The sequence below is a fragment of the Streptomyces sp. MMG1533 genome, from assembly GCF_001279775.1.
Lineage (GTDB): Bacteria > Actinomycetota > Actinomycetes > Streptomycetales > Streptomycetaceae > Streptomyces.
Genome location: NZ_LGDG01000292.1, coordinates 25,925 through 46,926, shown reverse-complemented (window position 1 = coordinate 46,926; position 21,002 = coordinate 25,925). Strand labels below are relative to the sequence as shown.

Here is a 21,002-nt window from a genome sequence, read left to right as displayed (position 1 = left end):
CGAAACGGGGTCATGTTTCACGTGAAACATGACCCCGTTTCACGGCCTCAGCTCTGCTCGGCCCACCACTCCTTGAGTGCTGCCACCGCTTCGTCGTGCTCCATCGGCCCGTTCTCCAGACGAAGCTCCAGCATGTGCTTGTAGGCGCGGCCGACAACGGGACCGGGCCCGACGCCAAGGATCTCCATGACCTGGTTGCCGTCGAGGTCGGGGCGGATCGCGTCCAGCTCCTCCTGCTCCTGAAGCTGAGCGATCCGTTCTTCCAGGCCGTCATACGCCCGCGACAGCGCGGCCGCTTTGCGCTTGTTCCGGGTCGTGCAGTCCGACCGGGTCAGCTTGTGGAGCCGGTCGAGGAGTGGTCCCGCGTCCCGGACGTACCGGCGGACGGCCGAGTCGGTCCACTCCCCGGTGCCGTACCCGTGGAAGCGCAGGTGAAGCTCGACCAGGTGCGAGACGTCCTTCACCAGATCATTGGAGTACTTCAGGGCAGTCATCCGCTTCTTGGTCATCTTCGCTCCGACCACCTCGTGATGGTGGAACGAGACCCTGCCGTCTTTCTCGAAGCGGCGCGTGCGCGGCTTGCCGATGTCGTGCAGCAGTGCGGCAAGGCGGAGGGTGAGGTCGGGACCGTTCTCCTCCAGCGCGATCGCCTGCTCCAGAACGATCAGCGTGTGCTCGTAGACGTCCTTGTGCCGGTGGTGCTCGTCACTCTCCAGCCGCAGAGCCGGCAGCTCGGGCAGGACATGCTCGGCAATCCCCGTGTCGACCAGCAGCGTGAGGCCCTTGCGCGGGTACGCCGACAGGATCAGCTTGTTCAGCTCGTCCCGTACCCGCTCGGCAGAGACGATCAAGATGCGCTCGGACATCTCCTTCATGGCCGTCACGACCTCGGAAGCCACCTCGAAGTCGAGTTGGGCCGCGAAGCGTGCGGCCCGCATCATCCGCAGCGGGTCGTCCGAGAAGGACTCCTCGGGGGTGCCCGGCGTGCGCAGGACACGCTCCGCGAGGTCGTCGAGGCCGCCGTGCGGATCGATGAACTCCTTCTCCGGCAGCGCGACGGCCATCGCGTTCACGGTGAAGTCCCTTCGGACGAGGTCCTCCTCGATGGAGTCGCCGTACGACACCTCGGGCTTGCGCGAGGTCCGGTCGTACGCCTCCGACCGGTAGGTCGTCACCTCGATCTGGTAGCCGTCCTTCTGCGCTCCGACCGTGCCGAAGGCGATCCCGACCTCCCACACGGAGTCCGCCCACGGCCGCACGATCTTCAGTACGTCCTGGGGACGGGCGTCGGTCGTGAAGTCCAGGTCGTTGCCGAGTCGGCCGAGCAGCGCGTCCCGGACCGAGCCGCCGACCAGGGCAAGCGAGAACCCGGCCTGCTGGAAGCGGCGGGCGAGGTCGTCGGCGACAGGGGCGACCCGCAGCAGTTCACTCACCGCGCGGTGCTGCACCTGACTCAGGGCGCTGGGGTTGTCTTCGTTGGCGTTCGGCACAACAGAAGAGGGTACGTGGCCCGGGCGGCCACGAGCTCCTCCATTAAACGCTCACAGACTCTCCACCCCGACCTGCACAAGGCCTGTCCCTGAGGAGCACGGAGGCGACCCCCTTTATACGTGCACATTCAGGACAGCACGGCTGCGTCCCCCGATCTTGTGGAGCGGTCCGCGGCACTTCCCCTCAGCGCACATCGTTACCATGCGTGGACGCACATTCCGACGACCACTGACGACGACGAGGGACGGGCGAGCGCGTGGCCGAGGCGGCAGACTTCCAGGGGACGAGTCCCTCACCTGCCCGCCGCTGGCTGCGGCGCACCGGAGCACTGCTCGCCGGGGCGCCTCTCCTGGCCGGACTGTGCCAGCTGCCCTCCGCCACGTCCGCGCACGCCGCCACACAAGCCTCCGCGCAGACCGCCGCGGATTCGGGCACGGTGTCCGTGGCCCTCGACACGCTCAGCCCCAGTGCCCCCACGGACGGCGACACGCTGACCGTGTCCGGCACGGTGACCAACAACGGCAAGCAGGCCGTCACCGATGCACACGTGGGCCTGAGGGTGGGGACCGAGCTGACCACCCGCTCGGCCGTCGACAACGCCACCAAGAACAGCAGTGACACCCAGGCCGTCACCGGCCCGGAGGTCGGCGGCAAGTACGCCGAGGAGTTCTCCAAGCTGACGCCGGGCGTCGCCGAGCACTTCTCCATCTCCGTACCGGTCGACGAGCTCGACCTCGGCGACAGCGGGGTCTACCCGTTCGCCGTCTCGCTCTCCGGCGAGACGGCCGCCCAGCCCTGGGAGCAGGTGCTGGGCTCGCAGAGCACGTTCTTGCCGTGGCACTCCGGCGAGGCAGACACGAAGACGAAGACGACGTACCTGTGGCCGCTCGTCTCCACCGTCCACATGACCGCGGAGACGGGATCGAACGAACAGCAGACGCCGGTCTTCCGCAACGACGACCTCGCCAAGGAAATCTCCCCGGGTGGCCGCCTGGACCAGCTGGTCTCACTCGGCAAGGACCTCGACGTCACCTGGGTCGTCGACCCCGACCTGCTGGCCTCGGTCGACGCGATGACGAACACCTACCGCGTGAAGTCGGGCAACACCACCAGGCCGGGCTCTCAGCAGAATCAGACGCTCGCCAACCAGTGGCTCGCCGAGCTGCAGCAGGCGGTGGCGGGCAAGGAAGTCGTCGCGCTGCCCTTCGCCGACCCGGACCTCGCCTCCCTCGCCCACAACGGCACGAGCGTCACCGGTTCCCTGAGCCAGCTCAAGAACGCCACGGACGTCGTCGACAACACGGTGGAGACGATCCTCCACGTGAAACCGGTCACCGACTTCGCCTGGCCGGTGGAGGGCGCGATCGACCCGTCCATCGTCAAGGTCGCCACCTCCGCCGGCGCCGACAAGGTGATCACCCGCAGCGACAGCCTGCAGGAGACGGGCGGCCTGTCGTACACGCCCTCAGCGGCCCGCCCCATCGGCGGTGGCACCACCGCGGTCGTCGCGGACGCCCGGCTGTCGACGGCCTTCCAGGGCGACCTGATGAGGGCGTCCGCCTCCACGCTCTCGGTGCAGCAGTTCCTCGCCCAGAGTCTCGCCCTCAACCTCCAGACCGACAAGCAGCGCAGCATCGTCGTCGCCCCGCAGCGGATGCCGTCGGCACGCCAGGCCCAGGCCATGGCAGAAGCGGTGACGGCCCTGCAGGACGGAAACTGGTCCGAGTCCCGGAAGCTCACGCAGGCCGCCACCGCCAAGCCGGACCCCGGAGCCACCACGAAGGTGCCGTCGGCGTCCAAGTACCCCTCCTCGCTGCGCAAGAAGGAGCTGCCGCGATCGGCCTTCGAGCAGATCGCCGGCACACAGGAGAAGCTCGACAGCTTCAAGGTGATCCTCGCCAACCAGTCCCGGGTGGTGACCCCCTTCGGGCGGGCCATGAACCGTGAGATGTCCACGTCCTGGCGCGGCCGCGCCACGGAGGCGACCAGCTTCCGCGACGACGTGAAGGCGTACCTCGACGGACTGACCGACCAGGTCAAGCTGATCGACAAATCCGAGACCAAGCTCTCGGGCCGCAGCGCCACGATCCCGGTGACCGTGCAGAACAACCTGGTGCAGGGCGTGGACCACCTGGTCCTGCGGCTCACCTCGCTGAGCCCGAAGCGCCTCGAGATCGGCGGCGAGTCCTACTACGAGCAGCCGGTCGAGGTCTCCGGCGGTCACAGCCAGACGGTGAAATTCACCACGACGGCCAAGGCCAACGGTAAGGCCACGGTGATCGCCCAGTTGTACACCGAGGACGGCCAGGAGTACGGCGAGCCCGTGACCTTCGACGTAAAGGTCACCGAGTTCACGGCTACCGTGATGCTGGTCATCGGCGGCGGCTTCCTGCTGCTCGTCCTTGCCGGCTTCCGGATGTACACCCAGCGCAAACGCGCAGCTGCCCGTGAAGCCGAGAACGACGGCCCCGACGGGGCGGACCAGGCCGAAGGCGGACCGGAGAACCCCGAGGGCCCCGAAGACCGTCTCAAGGAGGAGTCCGGCACCCGCACCCGGGCAGACGACCCGGAGCAGCCGAGTGACCCGGCACCGGACACCCCAGCGGAAAGCGCAGACCCGTCCGGCACGGGTGAGAGAGTGGACCGTTGAGGATGTCGTGGCCGGTGGGCCCGGAACGATGAGGTGGGGTAACCATGAACGCGCCGCACGACGGTGACCGCGGCCAGGCCGCGGGCAGCTCGGGCTACCCCGAGGGTCCGCCGCCCGAGCACGGCCAGGTGCCGCCGCAGCCCCCCGCGGACATGTACCTCCAGGACGCCTACGACCAGGACCCCTACGGGGCTCAGGACCTCTACGCCCAGGATCCCGTCGCCGAGGCGCTCTACGACCGCGCGGCCCACCCCCCGCCGCCTTCAGGCACGCACCAGCCGCAGCAGCCGCTGTACGCCCAGCCGCCCCAGTCTCCGTACGCCCCCGATCCCCGCGTGTGGGCGCAGACCCCGGCACCGGAGCCGGAGGGTCCGACGCAATACCTGCCGTACGGCGACGATCCCCGCACCACCCAGTTCGTGGGTGTCGACGACCTGGTGACCCAGGCCGGCGAGGAACGCCACGAGCCGGACGCCTTCGCCCACCTCTTCCGGGACCAGCAGCAGGGCGGCCACTCGCCGTCGGAACACCCGTCAGTGCCGAGTCCGGCAGCGGCTCCTGGCGAGCAGGGACCGGCACAGCAGTACCAGGCTCCGGTGGCCCCCACGCCCTCGGCCGACCAGACCATGAACCTCGGCACCACCCCCGCCGCGGCATCGGCGCCCCCCGCGAAAAAGGGCGGGAAGGCCGCGGGCCTGCTGAAGTCGAGCGCCCTCATGGCAGCGGGCACGATGGTCTCCCGCCTCACCGGCTTCGTCCGCTCCGCGCTGATCGTCTCGGCACTGGGCACCGCCTTCCTGGGCGACTCCTTCCAGGTGGCGTACCAGCTCCCGACCATGATCTACATCCTCACCGTCGGCGGCGGCCTGAACTCCGTCTTCGTGCCGCAGCTCGTGCGCGCCATGAAGGACGACGACGACGGCGGTGAGGCGTACGCGAACCGGCTGCTGACGCTCGTCATGGTGGCGCTCGCCGCGCTCACCGCGATCGCGATGTTCGCGGCGCCGCTCCTGGTACGCGCGCTGTCGAACCCCGTCGCGAGCGACCCCGCGGCCAACGACGTCGCCGTCACGTTCACCCGCTACTTCCTGCCCTCGATCTTCTTCATGGGCGTCCACGTGGTGATGGGGCAGATCCTCAACGCCCGTGGCAGGTTCGGCGCGATGATGTGGACCCCGGTCCTGAACAACATCGTCATCATCGTGACGCTCGGGATGTTCCTCTGGGTGTACGGCACCGCCGAGCACTCCGGCATGAGCGTCACGAACATCCCGCCGCAAGGCCAGCGCCTGCTCGGCATCGGCATCCTGCTCGGGCTGGTGGTGCAGGCCCTCGCGATGATCCCGTACCTGCGCGAGACCGGGTTCCGGCTGCGGCTGCGCTTCGACTGGAAGGGCCATGGCCTGGGCAAGGCCGCGATGCTCGCGAAGTGGACCATCCTCTTCGTCCTCGCCAACCAGGCGGGCGCGCTCGTCGTCACCCAGCTGGCCACCGCGTCGGTTGCCGACACGGAGATCCCCGGCACCGGCTTCAGCGCCTACGCGAACGCCCAGCTCATCTGGGGCCTGCCGCAGGCCATCATCACCGTCTCCCTCATGGCCGCCCTGCTGCCGCGCATCTCGCGCTCGGCCGCGGAGGACGACGCCGGCGCGGTGCGCGACGACATCTCTCAGGGCCTGCGCACGACAGCGGTCGCCATCGTGCCCCTCGCCTTCGGCTTCGTCGCGCTCGGCATCCCGATGTGCACGCTGATCTTCGGCTCCTCCGGCACCAGCGCCGCCACCAACATGGGGTACATGCTGATGGCCTTCGGCCTCGGCCTCATCCCGTACTCGGTGCAGTACGTCGTCCTGCGCGCCTTCTACGCGTACGAGGACACCCGAACCCCCTTCTACAACACGGTCATCGTGGCGGCCGTCAACGCTGCCGCCTCCGCCGTCTGCTACATCGTGCTGCCGGCCCGCTGGGCCGTGGTCGGCATGGCAGCCGCGTACGGGCTGGCGTACTCGATCGGCGTCGGCGTCGCCTGGCGCAGGCTGCGCAAGCGGCTCGGCGGAGACCTCGACGGCGGGCGCGTCCTGCGGACGTACGCCCGGCTGTGCATCGCCTCGGTACCGGCGGCCCTCCTCAGCGGCGCCGCCTGCTACGGCATCGGCCACTCGCTCGGTCAGGGCGCCCTCGGTTCCTTCGCCGCGCTGATCGCCGGCGGGGCGGTACTGCTGGGAATCTTCTTCGTCGCCGCCCGCAAGATGCGTATCGAGGAGCTGAACTCACTGGTCGGCATGGTCCGCGGGCGCCTGGGGCGCTGAAGCGGGGGTACGCGCACAACCATCGTCCGCCACCGTGTGTCGTGCATAGCGGCGGACTGTGGGCACAATTGGTTTCGGCGTCGAACGGCGCGCAATGGATGGGGAGGCAGGAACGACGGTGGCGGAACGGAGCACGGCTGCCGTCGACGTGGCAGACAACAGCGGTGACGAGCCGCTGACCGCCAAGGCGGACCAGTCCACGGCCGACGGGGTGGCCAAGAACCGGGAGCGGGACACGGAAGACGTCGAGGCACAGGGGAGTGGCGGGACCGAGAGTCCCGAGAAGGCCTCACCACCGGAGCTGCACAGCGGACACAAGCTCGCCAGACGCTACCGGCTCGAGGAGTGCGTCACCCGTCTGGACGGATTCAGCAGTTGGCGTGCCGTGGACGAGAAACTGCGTCGCGCCGTCGGCGTACATCTCCTGCCCGCGGACCACGCGCGGGCGCGTTCGGTGCTGGCTGCGGCCCGCTCCTCCGCACTGCTGGGCGACCCGCGCTTCGTCCAAGTCCTGGACGCCGTCGAGGAGAACGACCTCGTCTACGTCGTCCACGAGTGGCTGCCCGACGCCACCGAGCTGACTGCGCTTCTGGCATCCGGCCCGCTGGAGGTGTACGACGCCTACCAGTTGGTGAGTCAGATCGCCTCCGCCATGGCCGCCGCACACCGCGAGGGCCTGGCCCATCTGCGTCTGAACCCCAACGCCGTGCTGCGCACGTCGACCGGCCAGTGGCGCGTCCGCGGTCTCGCCGTGAACGCCGCCCTGCGCGGCATCAGCTCCGAGACCCCGCAGCGCACCGACACCGAGGCGATCGGCGCCCTGTTGTACGCGGCGCTGACCCAGCGCTGGCCGTACGAGAACGACGCCTACGGATTGTCCGGCCTGCCGAAGGACATCGGCCTCATCGCTCCCGACCAGGTGCGTGCCGGAGTCCACCGCGGCCTGTCCGAGCTCGCCATGCGGGCGCTCGCCAACGACGGTGCGACCGCCTCCCGCCACGAGTCCCCGTGCACCACGCCCGAGGAACTGGTGAAGGCGATCGGCGAGATGCCCCGCATCCGCCCGCCGGAGCCGGCGTTCACCGCACCGCCGGACTACCAGCGAACGACCTATCAGCAGGGCACGTACGGACGCCAGGCGCCGCATCCTGGCGTCACCCAGCCCGTGCAGACCCCGCCGGCCCCGCTGCAGAGCCGTACCGGCAGAGCGCTGAAGTGGGCGGTCTCCGCCCTCCTCATCGCCGCCCTCGGCCTCGGCAGCTGGCAGCTGGCGGACGCGCTCATGGACCAGGGCGACAAGTCGGACGACACGAACCAGACGCAGACGACGGACGGGAACGACAAGAGTCCGACGCAGGCGGTCAGCAAGCCGGTCGCCATCAGCGACGCCAGTGACTTCGACCCGTTCGGCGACGGATCCGAGAAGCCGTCCGACATAGACAAGACCTACGACAGCAGTTCCAGTACGTACTGGCAGACGGACTTCTATACGAGTGCCGACTTCGGGCGGCTGAAGCCGGGCCTCGGCGTCATCCTCGATCTCGGCAAGGTCCAGCAGGTCGGGAAGGTGACCGTCTCCTTCGTGGGGAACACGTCGGTCGAACTCCGCGCCGCCTCCACCGACACGGGTGAGCAGCCGACGTCCTTCGACTCGTACACGAAGGTCGCAGAGGGCTCCGGTACGAGTGTGACGCTCAAGCCCGACGAGTCCTTCGAGAGCCGGTACCTGCTGGTCTGGCTGACCAAGTTGCCGCAAACGGAGGACGGCAACTTCCGAGGCCGGGTCGCTGACATCAAAGTGACCAGCTAAGGGCCTGCTGTCCGTCGGCCGAGGATGGAGCGCGCTCCTGCGAGAACGTAGGGTCGCCGCGAGGGAGGGGTCCCATGGCGGAAGGCGCCGGATACGGCGATGTGAGCGATCAGGATCTGCTCGCCCGCCATGTCGAGGGCGATGCCGACGCCTTTGGTGAGCTCGTGCGTCGCCACCGGGACCGGCTCTGGGCGGTGGCCCTGCGGACGCTGGGGGACCGGGAGGAGGCCGCTGACGCCGTCCAGGACGCCCTGGTATCCGCCTACCGGGCCGCCCACACCTTCCGGGGCCAGTCGGCGGTCACGACGTGGCTGCACCGGATCACGGTGAACGCCTGTCTGGACCGTGCCCGTAAGGCGGCCTCCCGCAAGACGTCCCCGGTCGACGACACCGAGCGCCTGGAGCAGCTGCTGGAGCCGCACGAGTCGGCCTCGGCGCCCGCGGAGCGCAACGACCTCCACCGTCAGCTCCTGGAGGCACTCGGCACGCTTCCGCCCGACCAACGGGCCGCGCTCGTCCTGGTGGACATGCAGGGCTACCCGGTCGCCGAGGCCGCCCGCATGCTCGACGTGCCGACCGGAACGGTGAAGAGCCGCTGTGCCCGCGGCCGAGCCAGACTCCTGCCCCTGCTCAAGCATCTGCGGCCGGAAAACACCGACGCCGGCAGAGAAGCGGGCGAGGGGCGGAACCGGACGCAGGGGACATCCGTCCCACCCGCAGCGGGACCGCGAAAAGCGGGTCCGCCGGATACCGGACCAAGCGATTCAGCTGCAGTGAAGGGCGGAGGTGGGCGAGCGTGACATCCACGACAGACACAGCCGGGCACCCGGACGTCGCGGAGATCTCGGACCTCGCCGAAGGCCTGCTCCCGCCTTCCCGGACCGCAGACGTACGACGGCATCTGGACGAGTGCGAAATCTGTGCGGACGTCCACGCTTCCCTGGAGGAGATCCGGGGACTGCTCGGAACCCTGCCGGGTCCCTCGCGCATGCCCGACGATGTCGCCGGCCGGATCGATGCCGCCCTCGCCGCGGAGGCCCTGCTACAAGCCACGGCTCCCGATGCCGTGGACGCGCCGGCACCCGTCAGCGCCCGGTCGCTGTCCGATGCGTCGCCCGCCTCCGTCTCCGGCTCGGACGACAGCACGCATGTTTCACGTGAAACCTCGGCCACGGCGGACCGCCCCGCAGGCCACGCACGAGCCTCGACCACCGGCCCGGGCCGCAAGGGGCCCAGCCGGGGCGGTCGACGCCGGGCTGTCGTCCTTGGCGCCGTGTTCACCGCCGCCGCCCTGGGATTCGGTTCCGTACTGCTGTCCTCGCTGAACGACGGCAAGCCGTCCGCCCCCGAGGCACAGTCCACGTCCCGGGACACCTTCTCCGAGGACAAGCTGGAGAAGCAGGTCTCCGATCTGCTCGCTCAGAGCCAGAACGACGGCAATGGATCTCGCGCTCCGCACAGCTTCGGCGCGGAAACCCTCTCCGGCAACTCACCCAGGGTCTTCAAGGACCCCGTGGTCCCCGACTGCATTCAGAAGGGCATCGGCCGCAGCGACGCGGCGCTCGCCACCGACAAGGGGATCTACAAGGGGACGGAGGCTCTCCTCGTCGTCCTGCCCGACACTCCGGACGGCACCCGAGTCACCGCCTACCTCATGGACGCGACCTGCGTGGGTCAACCGTCGCCCGCCAAGGCCAAGGTCTTGCTGAAGCAGTCCTACACCGACTCCTGAGCCCGCACGCTTCGTCTCCGTCCTGCGTGGTGTCTCGTAGGGTGTCGCATCCCCGTGTGCCCGGACACAGCGGGAATGCGCGCCCCTTAGGATCCGTTGGGTGGGGTGAGAGTTCTGAAAGGAGCTCCCCCGGTCCAACGACGCAGTCCAGAGACGAGGAATCAAGCCGTGAGCGACGTCCGAAACGTGATCATCATCGGCTCCGGGCCCGCCGGCTACACGGCGGCGCTCTACACCGCGCGCGCGTCGCTGAAGCCGCTGGTGTTCGAGGGGGCCGTCACGGCGGGTGGTGCGCTGATGAACACCACCGAGGTAGAGAACTTCCCCGGCTTCCAGGACGGCATCATGGGCCCCGAGCTCATGGACAACATGCGTGCCCAGGCCGAACGCTTCGGCGCCGAGCTCATTCCGGACGATGTCGTCTCCGTCGACCTGTCCGGTGAGATCAAGACCGTCACCGACACCGCGGGGACCGTCCACAAGGCGAAGGCCGTCATCGTCACCACCGGCTCGCAGCACCGCAAGCTCGGCCTGCCGAACGAGGACGCTCTCTCCGGCCGCGGTGTCTCCTGGTGCGCCACCTGCGACGGCTTCTTCTTCAAGGACCAGGACATCGCCGTGATCGGCGGCGGCGACACCGCGATGGAGGAGGCCACCTTCCTCTCCCGCTTCGCCAAGTCCGTGACGATCGTCCATCGCCGCGACACCCTGCGCGCCTCCAAGGCGATGCAGGAGCGTGCCTTCGCCGACTCGAAGATCAAGTTCGTGTGGGACAGCGAGGTCGCCGAGGTCCAGGGCGACCAGAAGCTCTCGGGCCTGAAGCTGCGCAACCTCAAGACCGGCGAGCTCTCGGATCTTCCGGTGACCGGCCTGTTCATCGCGATCGGCCACGACCCCCGCACCGAGCTCTTCAAGGGCCAGCTGGAGCTGGACGAGGAGGGCTACCTAAAGGTCGAGGCGCCCTCCACGCGGACGAACCTGACCGGTGTCTTCGGCGCCGGTGACGTGGTCGACCACACGTACCGCCAGGCGATCACCGCGGCCGGCACCGGCTGCTCCGCCGCCCTCGACGCCGAGCGCTTCCTCGCCGCCCTCGCGGACGAAGAGAACGCCGAGCCCGAGAAGACCTCCGTCTGACCCCCATCCGCCCCACCGCACCAACCAGTTAAGGAGCCCGCCGTGGCCGGCACCCTCAAGAATGTGACTGACGATTCCTTCGAGCAGGACGTCCTCAAGAGCGACAAGCCCGTACTGGTGGACTTCTGGGCCGCTTGGTGCGGTCCGTGCCGCCAGATCGCGCCGTCCCTCGAGGCGATCGCCGCCGAGTACGGCGACAAGATCGAGGTCGTCAAGCTGAACATCGACGAGAACCCGGGTACGGCCGCCAAGTACGGCGTCATGTCCATCCCGACCCTGAACGTGTACCAGGGCGGCGAGGTCGCCAAGACCATCGTCGGTGCGAAGCCGAAGGCCGCGATCGTCCGCGACCTCGAGGACTTCATCGCCGAGTGACGTTTCACGTGAAACACGAATGGGCCAACCCTGAGGGGTCGGCCCATTCGCTTTAGAGCGGCCGGAGCACCGGCTCCTTCTGTACGGCTCCCAGGAGCCGGTCCAGTGCCATCTCCACGTCCTCCTTCCAGGAGAGCGTGGTCCGCAGCTCCAACCTCAGCCGCGGGTATGTGGGATGAGGCCGGACCGTCTTGAAGCCCACCGCGAGGAGATGGTCGGCGGGCAGCAGGCAGGCGGGCTCCTTCCAGCGCGCGTCTCCGAAGGCCTCGATCGCCTTGAAGCCCCGTCGCAGCAGATCCTTGGCGACCGTCTGGACCATCACCCGGCCCAGACCCTGCCCTTGGTAGCCCGGCATGATGAACGCGGTCATCAGCTGCACTGCGTCGGGCGAGACAGGGCTCGTGGGGAATGCCGTCGAGCGGGGCACATAAGCCGGAGGGGCGTAGAGCACGAAGCCCACCGGTACGTCGTCGACGTACACGACCCTGCCGCAGGATCCCCAGTCCAGCAGGACGGCGGAGATCCAGGCCTCCTTCTCGAGGGCGGGTGTTCCGGCTTTTACCGCGGCTTCACCGCTGACTGGGTCCAACTCCCAGAAGACACACGCGCGACAGCGCTTGGGAAGGTCCTGAAGGTTGTCCAGCGTGAGCGGTACGAGCCGACGCCCCATGAAGGCTGTTCCTCGCTTCCTTCGCCCGCCGCGTCGCGGGCGGCCGTCAGAGCGCTCCGTTCCCTGAGCAGGCTGCCGACGAAGCCGCCGACCGCGCCCAGCCCCAGGCCCGCGCTCACCAATCCGGTGCGGCTCACCGTTCGCATGGCCCCTGCCTCTCCCCTCAGAGGTGCTGTCGGGTGGATGCGCCATACCCGATCGCATCGTATCCACGATGCGATTCCACCGATACCGCCTGAAAGCAAAGAGCGGGCCGTGTCCGGTACACACCGGACACGGCCCGCCCCGACGGTCGAGCGAGATCGCCCCGCCCGCCTGAGGATCGGATCAGTCGTCCGTCTCCTCGGCGTCACCATCCAGCAGGCTCTTCTGCAGAACCGGTCCCTCTCCGGGGGCCAGGCTGCTGAGAATCCGCTCAAGGTCCTCCATCGAGGCGAACTCGACGGTGATCTTGCCCTTCTTCTGGCCGAGATCCACCTTCACCCGCGTCTCGAAACGGTCCGACAGACGGGTCGCGAGGTCGGTCAGCGCCGGCGAGACCAAAGCACCGGCGCGCGGTCCCTTGGAGCGCTGAGCCGTCTGGGGCCGAGACCCCATCAAGGTCACGATCTCCTCGACGGCACGCACCGAGAGCCCCTCGGCCACGATCCGGTGAGCCAGCCGGTCCTGCTCCTCCGAGTCGTCGACGGAGAGCAACGCCCTCGCGTGTCCGGCCGAGAGGACACCGGCGGCCACGCGCCGCTGGACCGCCGGCGAGAGCTTCAGCAGACGCAGGGTGTTGGAGACCTGCGGACGGGAGCGACCGATGCGGTCCGCCAGCTGGTCGTGCGTGCAGTTGAAGTCCTTCAGCAGCTGGTCGTAGGCCGCCGCTTCTTCCAGCGGGTTCAGCTGGGCACGGTGCAGGTTCTCCAGGAGGGCGTCCAGGAGGAGCTTGTCGTCGTCCGTGGCTCGGACGATCGCGGGGATCGCCTCCAGCCCTGCCTCCCGGCAGGCCCGCCAGCGCCGCTCGCCCATGATGAGCTCGTAGCGCGCGGGACCGAGCTGCCGTACGACGACGGGCTGGAGGAGACCGACCTCCTTGATGGAGGTGACGAGCTCCTGAAGAGCGTCCTCGTCGAAGACCTCACGGGGCTGCCGGGGGTTCGGCTTGATGGAGTCGAGGGGGAGCTCCGCGAAGTGGACGCCCATGGGAGGCGCAGGCGTCTCCATCGCGCCGTTCGTCGACGGTTCCTCTGTTTCATGTGAAACAGGCGGCAACGTGGCGACCTTCGCCGCAGCCACGCCACGGTCGGTGGTCAGCACCGGCACAGCCGCCGGAGACGTCGAAGCGGCGCTCCCCACCGCGGCCGAAGCCACCGACTTCTCCGTCGGGGCAGCAGGGATCAGTGCGCCGAGACCACGACCCAAACCCCTCCGTCGCTCGCTCACTGGATCCCCTCCACCATGCTCGGGTCGCTCTGTGCGCCGATGTGTGCGTGTGTCGCGTCGTAGGAGACGCCGACACCCTTCAGCGCGATTTCTCGTGCCGCCTCAAGATACGACAGGGCACCGCTCGATCCTGGATCGTAGGTCAGCACCGTCTGTCCATAGCTCGGCGCCTCGGAGATACGGACCGAGCGGGGAATGCTCGTCCGCAGCACCTCGTCACCGAAGTGGGTGCGCACCTCGTCCGCGACCTGGGACGCGAGACGCGTCCGGCCGTCGTACATGGTGAGCAGGATGGTCGACACATGCAGGACGGGGTTGAGGTGCCCCCGCACCAGATCGACGTTCCGCAGCAGCTGACCGAGGCCCTCCAGTGCGTAGTACTCGCACTGGATCGGGATGAGGACCTCCTGGCCGGCGACCAGAGCATTGACTGTCAGCAGGCCGAGCGAGGGCGGGCAGTCGATGAGGATGTAGTCCAACGGCTGCTCGTAGGCCTGGATCGCCCTCTGTAGCCGACTCTCTCGTGCCACCAGGGAAACCAGCTCGATCTCCGCACCGGCGAGATCGATCGTGGCAGGGGCACAGAAGAGACCCTCGACATCAGGGACCGGCTGGACGACCTCGGCAAGGGGCCTGCTGTCGACCAGCACGTCGTAGATGGAAGGGACCTCGGCGTGGTGGTCGATCCCCAGCGCCGTGGATGCGTTGCCCTGCGGGTCGAGGTCGATCACCAGGACACGGCCGCCGTGCAGGGCAAGCGAAGCGGCAAGATTGACGGTCGTCGTCGTCTTGCCCACACCGCCTTTCTGGTTGGCCACCACCATGACGCGGGTCTGCTCGGGACGCGGCAGACCCTCGCCTGCACGGCCCAGAGCCTCCACCGCCAGTTGGGCAGCACGACCGATCGGAGTGTCGTCCATCGGGGGCGGTGTTTCACGTGAAACATCCTCCCCCATCGACTCGGTACGGGGACCGGGGACCGGATCGGTCATCGGTCCCGCGATGTTGGCGTCGGACCGCAAGGATTCACTCTCCTCGACTTCAGGCTCGCAATGAACAGAGCCTCCCATGCCTTCGGGGTCGTGAACCAGTGAGGCCTGTTGTTCTGTGGAGAAAACCACCTCTGTGGACAACTCAGGCCCCTCATCGAGTGACCCAAGAGGCTTTCGGTCGCGGGGTTCGGCCGCGCGGCCCCGGCTGATGATGCCGTGTAGCAGTGAGCGACGTTTCACGTGAAACACGATGCACAGCAGTGAGGGCCGAACTGTCGCGACACTCCGGCATGCGTACGTTTGCCAGCTTGTGGGGAGTAAGTCTCGTCATCAGGACGGATCAGCGTCGCCGCCGCGCACGTCCCGTCCTGGCCGCCTTCGCCCGCTTCGCCGCGAAGCGCACACCACCCGGACTCTCGCCGACCTCTACCCGCACGACGGTGGACAGCGGATCCACCACGCCCTCCCCAACCTGCAGGATGGACGTCTCCACGGCACCGAGCTTGCTCAGCGCCGTCGCCGCGCTCTTGAGCTCCTCCTCCGCGGTGTCGCCCTTGAGAGCGAGCATCTCCCCGTACGGACGCAGCAGGGGAATGCCCCAGGTCGCCAGCCGGTCCAGCGGAGCCACGGCCCGTGCCGTCACCACATGGACAGGCGTGATCTTGCCCATGACCTCCTCGGCCCGCCCACGAATGACCGTCACATGGTCCAGGCCCAGCAGCTCCACGACCTCGGTCAGGAAGTTCGTGCGCCGCAGCAGGGGCTCCAGCAACGTGATCTTCAGGTCTTCCCGGACGAGCGCCAGGGGAATGCCGGGCAGGCCCGCGCCCGAGCCGACATCGCACACCGTCACGCCCTCGGGAACGACCTCCGAGAGCACCGCGCAGTTCAGCAGGTGCCGCTCCCACAGGCGAGGCACTTCGCGCGGACCGATCAGACCGCGCTGCACACCCGCCTCGGCGAGCAGCTCCGCGTACCGCACCGCGTCCGCGAAGCGATCACCGAACACCTCGCGGGCCTGGTCGGGCGCGGGGGGAAGCTCCGCTGCCTCCGTCACGGGGACCGTCCTTCCGTACCGCGTAGGCGCACCGGGCGCCGACGCCAGAACCACCAGAACTATCAGGCTGACAAAGTTCGGCCCCGCCTGCGCTACAGACGGGGCCGGAGAACGTACGGACCGATCAGGCGGGAAGCACGACGACGAAGCGCTGTGGCTCCTCGCCCTCAGACTCGCTGCGCAGGCCGGCGGCCTTGACCGCGTCGTGCACGACCTTGCGCTCGAACGGCGTCATCGGCTTCAGCTTCACGGATTCGCCCGTGCTCTTCACCTCGGCTGCGGCCTTGGCACCGAGCTCGGACAGCTCGGCGCGCTTCTTGGCGCGGTAGCCCGCAATGTCCAGCATCAGTCGGCTGCGGTCCCCGGTCTCCCGGTGTACGGCCAGGCGCGTGAGCTCCTGCAGGGCTTCCAGTACCTCGCCGTCGCGGCCGACCAGCTTCTGCAGGTCGCGGCCGCCCGCGTCGCTGATGATCGACACAGCGGCGCGATCGGCCTCGACGTCCATGTCGATGTCGCCGTCGAGATCCGCGATGTCGAGCAGACCCTCGAGGTAGTCCGCCGCGATCTCGCCCTCCTGCTCAAGGTGGGACAGGGTGTCTGCACCCTCGGCAGCGGCGGAGGTGGTGCCTTCCGTCACGGGATGGACTCCTTCTTACTTCTTGGACGGGGACTTGGGCCGCTGCGGACCCTTGCGCTGTCCGGACTGGGCCTTGCTGCGGGTACCGCCGGGCTTCTTGGCAGCGGCGGGCTTGGCGTCCTCCGGCTCGTCGGACTTGGTCAGCGACGGGCCCTCGCCGGCCGCCTTGGCACTGCCGGACTGGCGCTGGGACTTGCTCTGCCGCTTGGGCTGCTGACGCTTGGGAGCGGCGGCGCTCGTCGGCGTACCGTCCTCGGTCTGGGCTACGGCCTCGGCCTCGCCCTTCACCACGGTGCCGTCGGCCTGGGCCGTGAGGCCCGCCTTGTTCAGGCCGTTGATGAACTTGCGCTCGAACTCGTTGCGGTCGCGGCCCTTGGTCACGATGGCCTTGACGATGGCCCTCTCGCCGCGGCCACGGGTCTTGCCGTGGTGCGTGACGTGCTTGTACAGGCGCTCCAGGTACGCGGCCTGGGCCTTGGAACCCGGAGTCGGGTTGTTGCGGATGACGTACATCTGCTGGCCCATGGTCCACACGTTGGTGGTCAGCCAGTAGACGAGGACACCGACCGGGAAGTTGATGCCGAAGACGGCGAACATGACGGGGAAGACGTACATCAGCATCTTCTGCTGCTGCATGAACGGCGTCTTCACCGTGGTGTCGACGTTCTTCGTCATCAGCTGACGCTGCGTGTAGAACTGCGACGCCGACATCATGACGATCATGACTGCGGTCACGATGCGGACGGTGGTCAGCGAGGCGTCGAGCGCGCCGACGTCCGAGGCACTGTCGGTGAACTTCGCGGCCAGCGGAGCACCGAAGATGTGCGCCTTCTGCGCGCTCTGCAGCAGGCTCTCGTTGATGACACCGATGGTGTCGTTGTTCGCGATGCTGTTGAGCACGTGGTACAGGGCGAAGAAGAACGGGGACTGCGCCAGGATGGGAAGGCACGAGGAGAGCGGGTTGGTGCCCGTCTCCTTGTACAGCTTCATCATCTCTTCGGACTGACGCTGCTTGTCGTTCTTGTAGCGCTCCTGGATCTTCTTCATCTCGGGCTGCAATGTCTGCATGGCCCGGGTCGCCTTGATCTGCTTCACGAAGAGCGGGATCAGGCAGATACGGATCAGGATCACCAGAGACACGATGGACAGGCCCCAGGCCCACCCGGTGTCATCGCCGAAGATGGCGCCGTACACCGTGTGGAACTGGACGATGACCCAGGAGACAGGTGTCGTGATGAAGCTGAAGAAGCTGGCAATCGTGTCCACTAATCATGCTCCTTGGGCATGGGACGGGGTCTCTGCGGCCGGGCTCGTAGGAGCCTGCCCCTCGGTGGCCGGTTCGGCGGAGGAGGGCCCGCCCCTGCGTGTACGCCAGGCGTCACGCAGCATTTCGTGCCACCGCGGACGCTTGCGCGGCGGGACATGGTCCACACCGCCCAGCGACCACGGATTGCACCGCAGGATGCGCCAGGCCGTGAGTCCCGTGCCCTTGATCGCACCATGCCGGTCGATGGCCTGGTACCCGTAGTGGGAGCACGACGGGTAGTACTTGCACACCGGCCCGAGCAGCGGGCTGATGGTCCACTGGTACAGCTTGATCAGCGCCAGCAGCGGGTACTTCATCGCGCGCCCCCTCCCAGCAGCCGCTCCAGGGCGGCATCCAGGTCTTGGGCCAGTTGTGCATGATCGGCGTCGCCCGCTCCGGGCAACGCTCGTACGACTACCAGGCTACCGGGGGGCAACACGGCGACTCGATCGCGCATCAGGTGGCGAAGCCTGCGCTTCACCTTGTTGCGCACCACCGCACCGCCCACGGCCTTGCTCACGACGAAACCCGCACGCGTCGGGGGAGCGCTCTCCCCAGGCGCGTGCGGGTCCGTGGCACCGCTACGAAGGTGGACGACGAGAGACGGGCGTCCAGCCCGACGACCTCGTCGTACCGCGGTCGCGAAGTCCTCGCGCCGCCTCAGCCGGTTCTCGGTGGGCAGCACGATGTCATGACCTGACCGGAATCAGGCGGACAGGCTGGCGCGACCCTTGCCACGACGGTTCGCGAGAATCGCGCGACCGGCACGGGTGCGCATCCGCAGGCGGAAGCCGTGGGTCTTGGCACGACGACGGTTGTTCGGCTGGAAGGTGCGCTTGCTCACTCGGGGGCTCCAGAAATAAATCGGGGTTTTCGGGGTGCCGTCCTGGCTGTCACCGTGCGCCCACGAGTAGCTCGCGTTACGCCCGAGTGCACCGCTGACCGATCACCCAAATGATCTGTGCCCATCGGAGGCAGGCGGCAGCAGCCATCGACAACTCGACCTGGTTACGGTACGCGCGGCTGAGCCATCCGGTCAAACCAGCGGTCACCGGGAGACACTATCCACAGCCTGGGGACAACAACTTGAACCGCACCCGTCGCCCTGACTACCGTGGCTGGACTCCGATTCGTTCCCTTGTACCTGCCCCACCCCATTTGAATCCCGACCGTTCCCGAACCACACGTTCGTGGGACCCGTGAGAGAGCGTGCCCTGTGGCTGATGTACCTGCCGATCTTGCCGCAGTGTGGCCACGAGTACTGGAGCAGCTTCTCGGTGAAGGGCGTGGGCAGGGTGTCGAGGTCAAGGACGAGCACTGGATCCGGCGCTGCCAGCCGCTCGCGCTCGTGGCGGACACCGCACTGCTCGCCGTACCGAACGAATTTGCGAAGGGCGTGCTCGAAGGCCGCCTCGCCCCCGTCGTCAGCGAAACACTGAGCCGCGAGTGCGGCCGTCCGATCCGCATCGCGATCACCGTCGACGACTCCGCCGGCGAACCCCCCTCCCCGCCGAGCCCGCCGACCCGTCCCCAACAGCGCTACGAGGAGCCCGAGCTCCCCTCCGGCCAGTACGAGAGCTACGGCCGCCACCGCGCCGACGACCACAGGCCGGGCCGCTCCGAGCAGCACCCCGGCCCTCAGGGCGACCACACGCCCCGGCCGGACCAACTCCCGACCGCCCGCCCCGCATACCCCTCGGAGTACCAGCGTCCCGAGCCCGGCGCCTGGCCGCGCCCGCAACAGGACGATTACGGCTGGCAGCAGCAGCGCCTGGGCTTCCCCGACCGCGACCCGTACGCCTCGCCGTCACAGGACTCCTACGGCCCATCTTCTCAGGACTCCTACGGCCCCCCGTCGCAGGACTCCTACGGCGCCCCCTCCCAGGACTCGTACGCACAGGACTACCGCCCGCAGTCCATGGAGCGCCCGTCGTACGACAACCAGCGCCCCGACTACGACCAGCGGCCGGACTACGGCCGCCACCGCGCCGACGAGGACCAGCGCGACGCCCGCCGGGAGCGGCCCGAGCCGTCGCACGGCACCGGGCATGTGAACCGCGGCGGCCCCGTCGGATCCCATCTGCCCACCACCGGCGCCCCCGGCCCGCTGGCCGCGCAGCCCGCGCCGGCGACCGGTCCGGGCGAGCCGACCGCGCGTCTGAACCCGAAGTACCTCTTCGACACGTTCGTCATCGGCGCCTCCAACCGCTTCGCGCACGCGGCCGCGGTGGCCGTCGCAGAGGCACCCGCGAAGGCGTACAACCCCCTCTTCATCTACGGGGAGTCGGGGCTTGGCAAAACGCATCTGCTGCACGCGATCGGGCACTACGCGCGCAGCCTCTACCCGGGCACGCGCGTCCGCTATGCCAACGAGTTCATCAACTCCATCCGCGACGGCAAGGGCGACAGCTTCCGCAAGCGCTACCGCGAGATGGACATCCTGCTCGTCGACGACATCCAGTTCCTCGCGGACAAGGAGTCGACGCAGGAGGAGTTCTTCCACACCTTCAACACGCTTCACAACGCCAACAAGCAGATCGTGCTGTCCAGCGACCGGCCGCCCAAGCAGCTGGTGACCCTGGAGGACCGGCTGCGGAACCGTTTCGAGTGGGGCCTGATCACCGACGTCCAGCCGCCCGAGCTGGAGACGCGCATCGCGATCCTGCGCAAGAAGGCGGTCCAGGAGCAGCTCAACGCCCCGCCGGAGGTACTGGAGTTCATCGCCTCGCGGATCTCGCGCAACATCCGCGAGCTGGAGGGCGCGCTGATCCGGGTGACGGCGTTCGCGTCGCTCAACCGTCAGCCCGTGGACCTCGGACTGACGGAGATCGTCCTCAAGGACCTCATCCCCGGCGGTGAGGACTCGGCCCCCGAGATCACCTCCACGGCCATCATGGGCGCGACCGCCGACTACTTCGGCCTCACGGTCGAGGACCTGTGCGGCACCTCGCGCGGCCGCGCGCTGGTGACGGCCCGCCAGATCGCCATGTATCTCTGCCGCGAGCTGACGGACCTCTCCCTGCCGAAGATCGGCGCGCTGTTCGGCGGACGTGACCACACGACGGTCATGCACGCGGACCGCAAGATCCGCAATCTGATGGCCGAGCGCCGCTCCATCTACAACCAGGTCACCGAGCTGACGAACCGCATCAAGAACGGCTGACAGAGTCGCTCGTACGCCTCTGAGGGCGCCCCGGGACGAATTCCCGAGGGCGCCCTCGGTCGTTCCGGAGGCTTGCGCAGTCGTTCCGGAGACCGGCGCCGGTCGTTCCGGGAGACCTGCGCAGGTCCCGACCCGACATCCGCTGTTCGAATACCTGCCGGGTTACGGCCTCCCTCCACAGATTCGGTGACTTTCTTCCGTCCACATCCTGGGGACTGGGAAGTTGTCCAGATCGTGTCCACAGG

General features: G+C 68.3%; 18 protein-coding genes. 8 read left to right on the top strand and 10 right to left on the bottom strand.

Features of this window, described 5'->3' with window-relative positions:
- Window positions 1-47: 47 nt before the first annotated feature.
- Complete coding sequence (locus tag ADK57_RS46190) at window positions 48-1,490, bottom strand: CCA tRNA nucleotidyltransferase (protein ID WP_053755801.1); 1,443 nt, start codon at window positions 1,488-1,490, stop codon at window positions 48-50.
- Window positions 1,491-1,747: 257 nt separating this feature from the next.
- Between ADK57_RS46190 and ADK57_RS46185 the strand changes: the two genes are divergently transcribed.
- The 7 genes from ADK57_RS46185 (at window position 1,748) to trxA (ending at window position 11,504) form a co-directional block, all read left to right on the top strand.
- Window positions 1,748-4,141, top strand: coding sequence for a DUF6049 family protein (locus ADK57_RS46185; protein ID WP_053755800.1), 2,394 nt, complete (start codon window positions 1,748-1,750; stop codon window positions 4,139-4,141).
- Between the two features lie 44 nt (window positions 4,142-4,185).
- The gene (murJ, locus tag ADK57_RS46180) at window positions 4,186-6,450 is read left to right on the top strand and encodes a murein biosynthesis integral membrane protein MurJ (protein WP_053755799.1); all 2,265 of its coding nucleotides are present in this window, start codon (window positions 4,186-4,188) and stop codon (window positions 6,448-6,450) included.
- A gap of 118 nt (window positions 6,451-6,568) precedes the next feature.
- Window positions 6,569-8,260: a protein kinase family protein gene (locus ADK57_RS46175; protein ID WP_053755798.1), complete on the top strand. Its 1,692-nt coding sequence runs from the start codon at window positions 6,569-6,571 to the stop codon at window positions 8,258-8,260.
- 74 nt (window positions 8,261-8,334) lie between these two features.
- On the top strand, window positions 8,335-9,060 hold the full coding sequence (gene sigM / locus ADK57_RS46170) for an RNA polymerase sigma factor SigM (RefSeq protein WP_053755797.1): 726 nt from the start codon (window positions 8,335-8,337) through the stop codon (window positions 9,058-9,060).
- Window positions 9,057-9,992, top strand: a complete 936-nt coding sequence (locus tag ADK57_RS46165) for an anti-sigma factor family protein (protein ID WP_053755796.1) — start codon at window positions 9,057-9,059, stop codon at window positions 9,990-9,992. The genes sigM and ADK57_RS46165 overlap by 4 nt, the downstream gene beginning before the upstream one ends.
- A gap of 168 nt (window positions 9,993-10,160) precedes the next feature.
- Window positions 10,161-11,129: a thioredoxin-disulfide reductase gene (trxB, locus tag ADK57_RS46160; RefSeq protein ID WP_053755795.1), complete on the top strand. Its 969-nt coding sequence runs from the start codon at window positions 10,161-10,163 to the stop codon at window positions 11,127-11,129.
- A 42-nt stretch (window positions 11,130-11,171) separates the two neighbouring features.
- A complete protein-coding gene (gene trxA / locus ADK57_RS46155; protein ID WP_003991504.1) occupies window positions 11,172-11,504 on the top strand; it encodes a thioredoxin in 333 nt (110 codons plus the stop codon).
- Window positions 11,505-11,556: 52 nt separating this feature from the next.
- Here the strand turns inward: trxA and ADK57_RS46150 are convergent, their stop codons facing one another.
- The 9 genes from ADK57_RS46150 to rpmH all read right to left on the bottom strand — a co-directional run bounded on the left by ADK57_RS46150 (window position 11,557) and on the right by rpmH (window position 18,438).
- Complete coding sequence (locus ADK57_RS46150; RefSeq protein ID WP_053755794.1) at window positions 11,557-12,174, bottom strand: GNAT family N-acetyltransferase; 618 nt, start codon at window positions 12,172-12,174, stop codon at window positions 11,557-11,559.
- 327 nt (window positions 12,175-12,501) lie between these two features.
- Window positions 12,502-13,602 (bottom strand): ParB/RepB/Spo0J family partition protein, encoded by a 1,101-nt coding sequence (locus ADK57_RS46145; protein ID WP_053755793.1) that lies wholly within the window; start codon window positions 13,600-13,602, stop codon window positions 12,502-12,504.
- Complete coding sequence (locus ADK57_RS46140) at window positions 13,599-14,672, bottom strand: ParA family protein (protein WP_078973697.1); 1,074 nt, start codon at window positions 14,670-14,672, stop codon at window positions 13,599-13,601. The genes ADK57_RS46145 and ADK57_RS46140 overlap by 4 nt, the downstream gene beginning before the upstream one ends.
- A 262-nt stretch (window positions 14,673-14,934) precedes the next feature.
- Window positions 14,935-15,651, bottom strand: a complete 717-nt coding sequence (gene rsmG, locus ADK57_RS46135) for a 16S rRNA (guanine(527)-N(7))-methyltransferase RsmG (RefSeq protein WP_053755791.1) — start codon at window positions 15,649-15,651, stop codon at window positions 14,935-14,937.
- A 124-nt stretch (window positions 15,652-15,775) separates the two neighbouring features.
- Window positions 15,776-16,288 (bottom strand): protein jag, encoded by a 513-nt coding sequence (locus ADK57_RS46130; RefSeq protein WP_053755790.1) that lies wholly within the window; start codon window positions 16,286-16,288, stop codon window positions 15,776-15,778.
- Window positions 16,289-16,303: 15 nt separating this feature from the next.
- A complete protein-coding gene (gene yidC / locus ADK57_RS46125; protein WP_053755789.1) occupies window positions 16,304-17,554 on the bottom strand; it encodes a membrane protein insertase YidC in 1,251 nt (416 codons plus the stop codon).
- Window positions 17,555-17,557: 3 nt separating this feature from the next.
- Window positions 17,558-17,911, bottom strand: coding sequence for a membrane protein insertion efficiency factor YidD (yidD, locus tag ADK57_RS46120; protein WP_053755788.1), 354 nt, complete (start codon window positions 17,909-17,911; stop codon window positions 17,558-17,560).
- Window positions 17,908-18,279: a ribonuclease P protein component gene (rnpA, locus tag ADK57_RS48635; protein ID WP_078973696.1), complete on the bottom strand. Its 372-nt coding sequence runs from the start codon at window positions 18,277-18,279 to the stop codon at window positions 17,908-17,910. The genes yidD and rnpA overlap by 4 nt, the downstream gene beginning before the upstream one ends.
- 21 nt (window positions 18,280-18,300) lie before the next feature.
- Window positions 18,301-18,438: a 50S ribosomal protein L34 gene (rpmH, locus tag ADK57_RS46110; protein WP_006381191.1), complete on the bottom strand. Its 138-nt coding sequence runs from the start codon at window positions 18,436-18,438 to the stop codon at window positions 18,301-18,303.
- A gap of 372 nt (window positions 18,439-18,810) precedes the next feature.
- Here rpmH and dnaA point away from each other — a divergent pair, with 372 nt between their 5' ends.
- Window positions 18,811-20,757: a chromosomal replication initiator protein DnaA gene (gene dnaA / locus ADK57_RS46105; RefSeq protein WP_078973695.1), complete on the top strand. Its 1,947-nt coding sequence runs from the start codon at window positions 18,811-18,813 to the stop codon at window positions 20,755-20,757.
- The last annotated feature ends 245 nt before the right edge of the window (window positions 20,758-21,002 follow it).

Coding starts and splice junctions, on each gene's coding strand:
- murJ (WP_053755799.1), top strand. CDS start 4,186: ATGAACGCGCCGCACGACGGTGACCGCGGCCAGGCCGCGGGCAGCTCG.
- sigM (WP_053755797.1), top strand. CDS start 8,335: ATGGCGGAAGGCGCCGGATACGGCGATGTGAGCGATCAGGATCTGCTC.
- ADK57_RS46150 (WP_053755794.1), bottom strand. CDS start 12,174: ATGGGGCGTCGGCTCGTACCGCTCACGCTGGACAACCTTCAGGACCTT.
- ADK57_RS46140 (WP_078973697.1), bottom strand. CDS start 14,672: ATGGGAGGCTCTGTTCATTGCGAGCCTGAAGTCGAGGAGAGTGAATCC.
- yidD (WP_053755788.1), bottom strand. CDS start 17,911: ATGAAGTACCCGCTGCTGGCGCTGATCAAGCTGTACCAGTGGACCATC.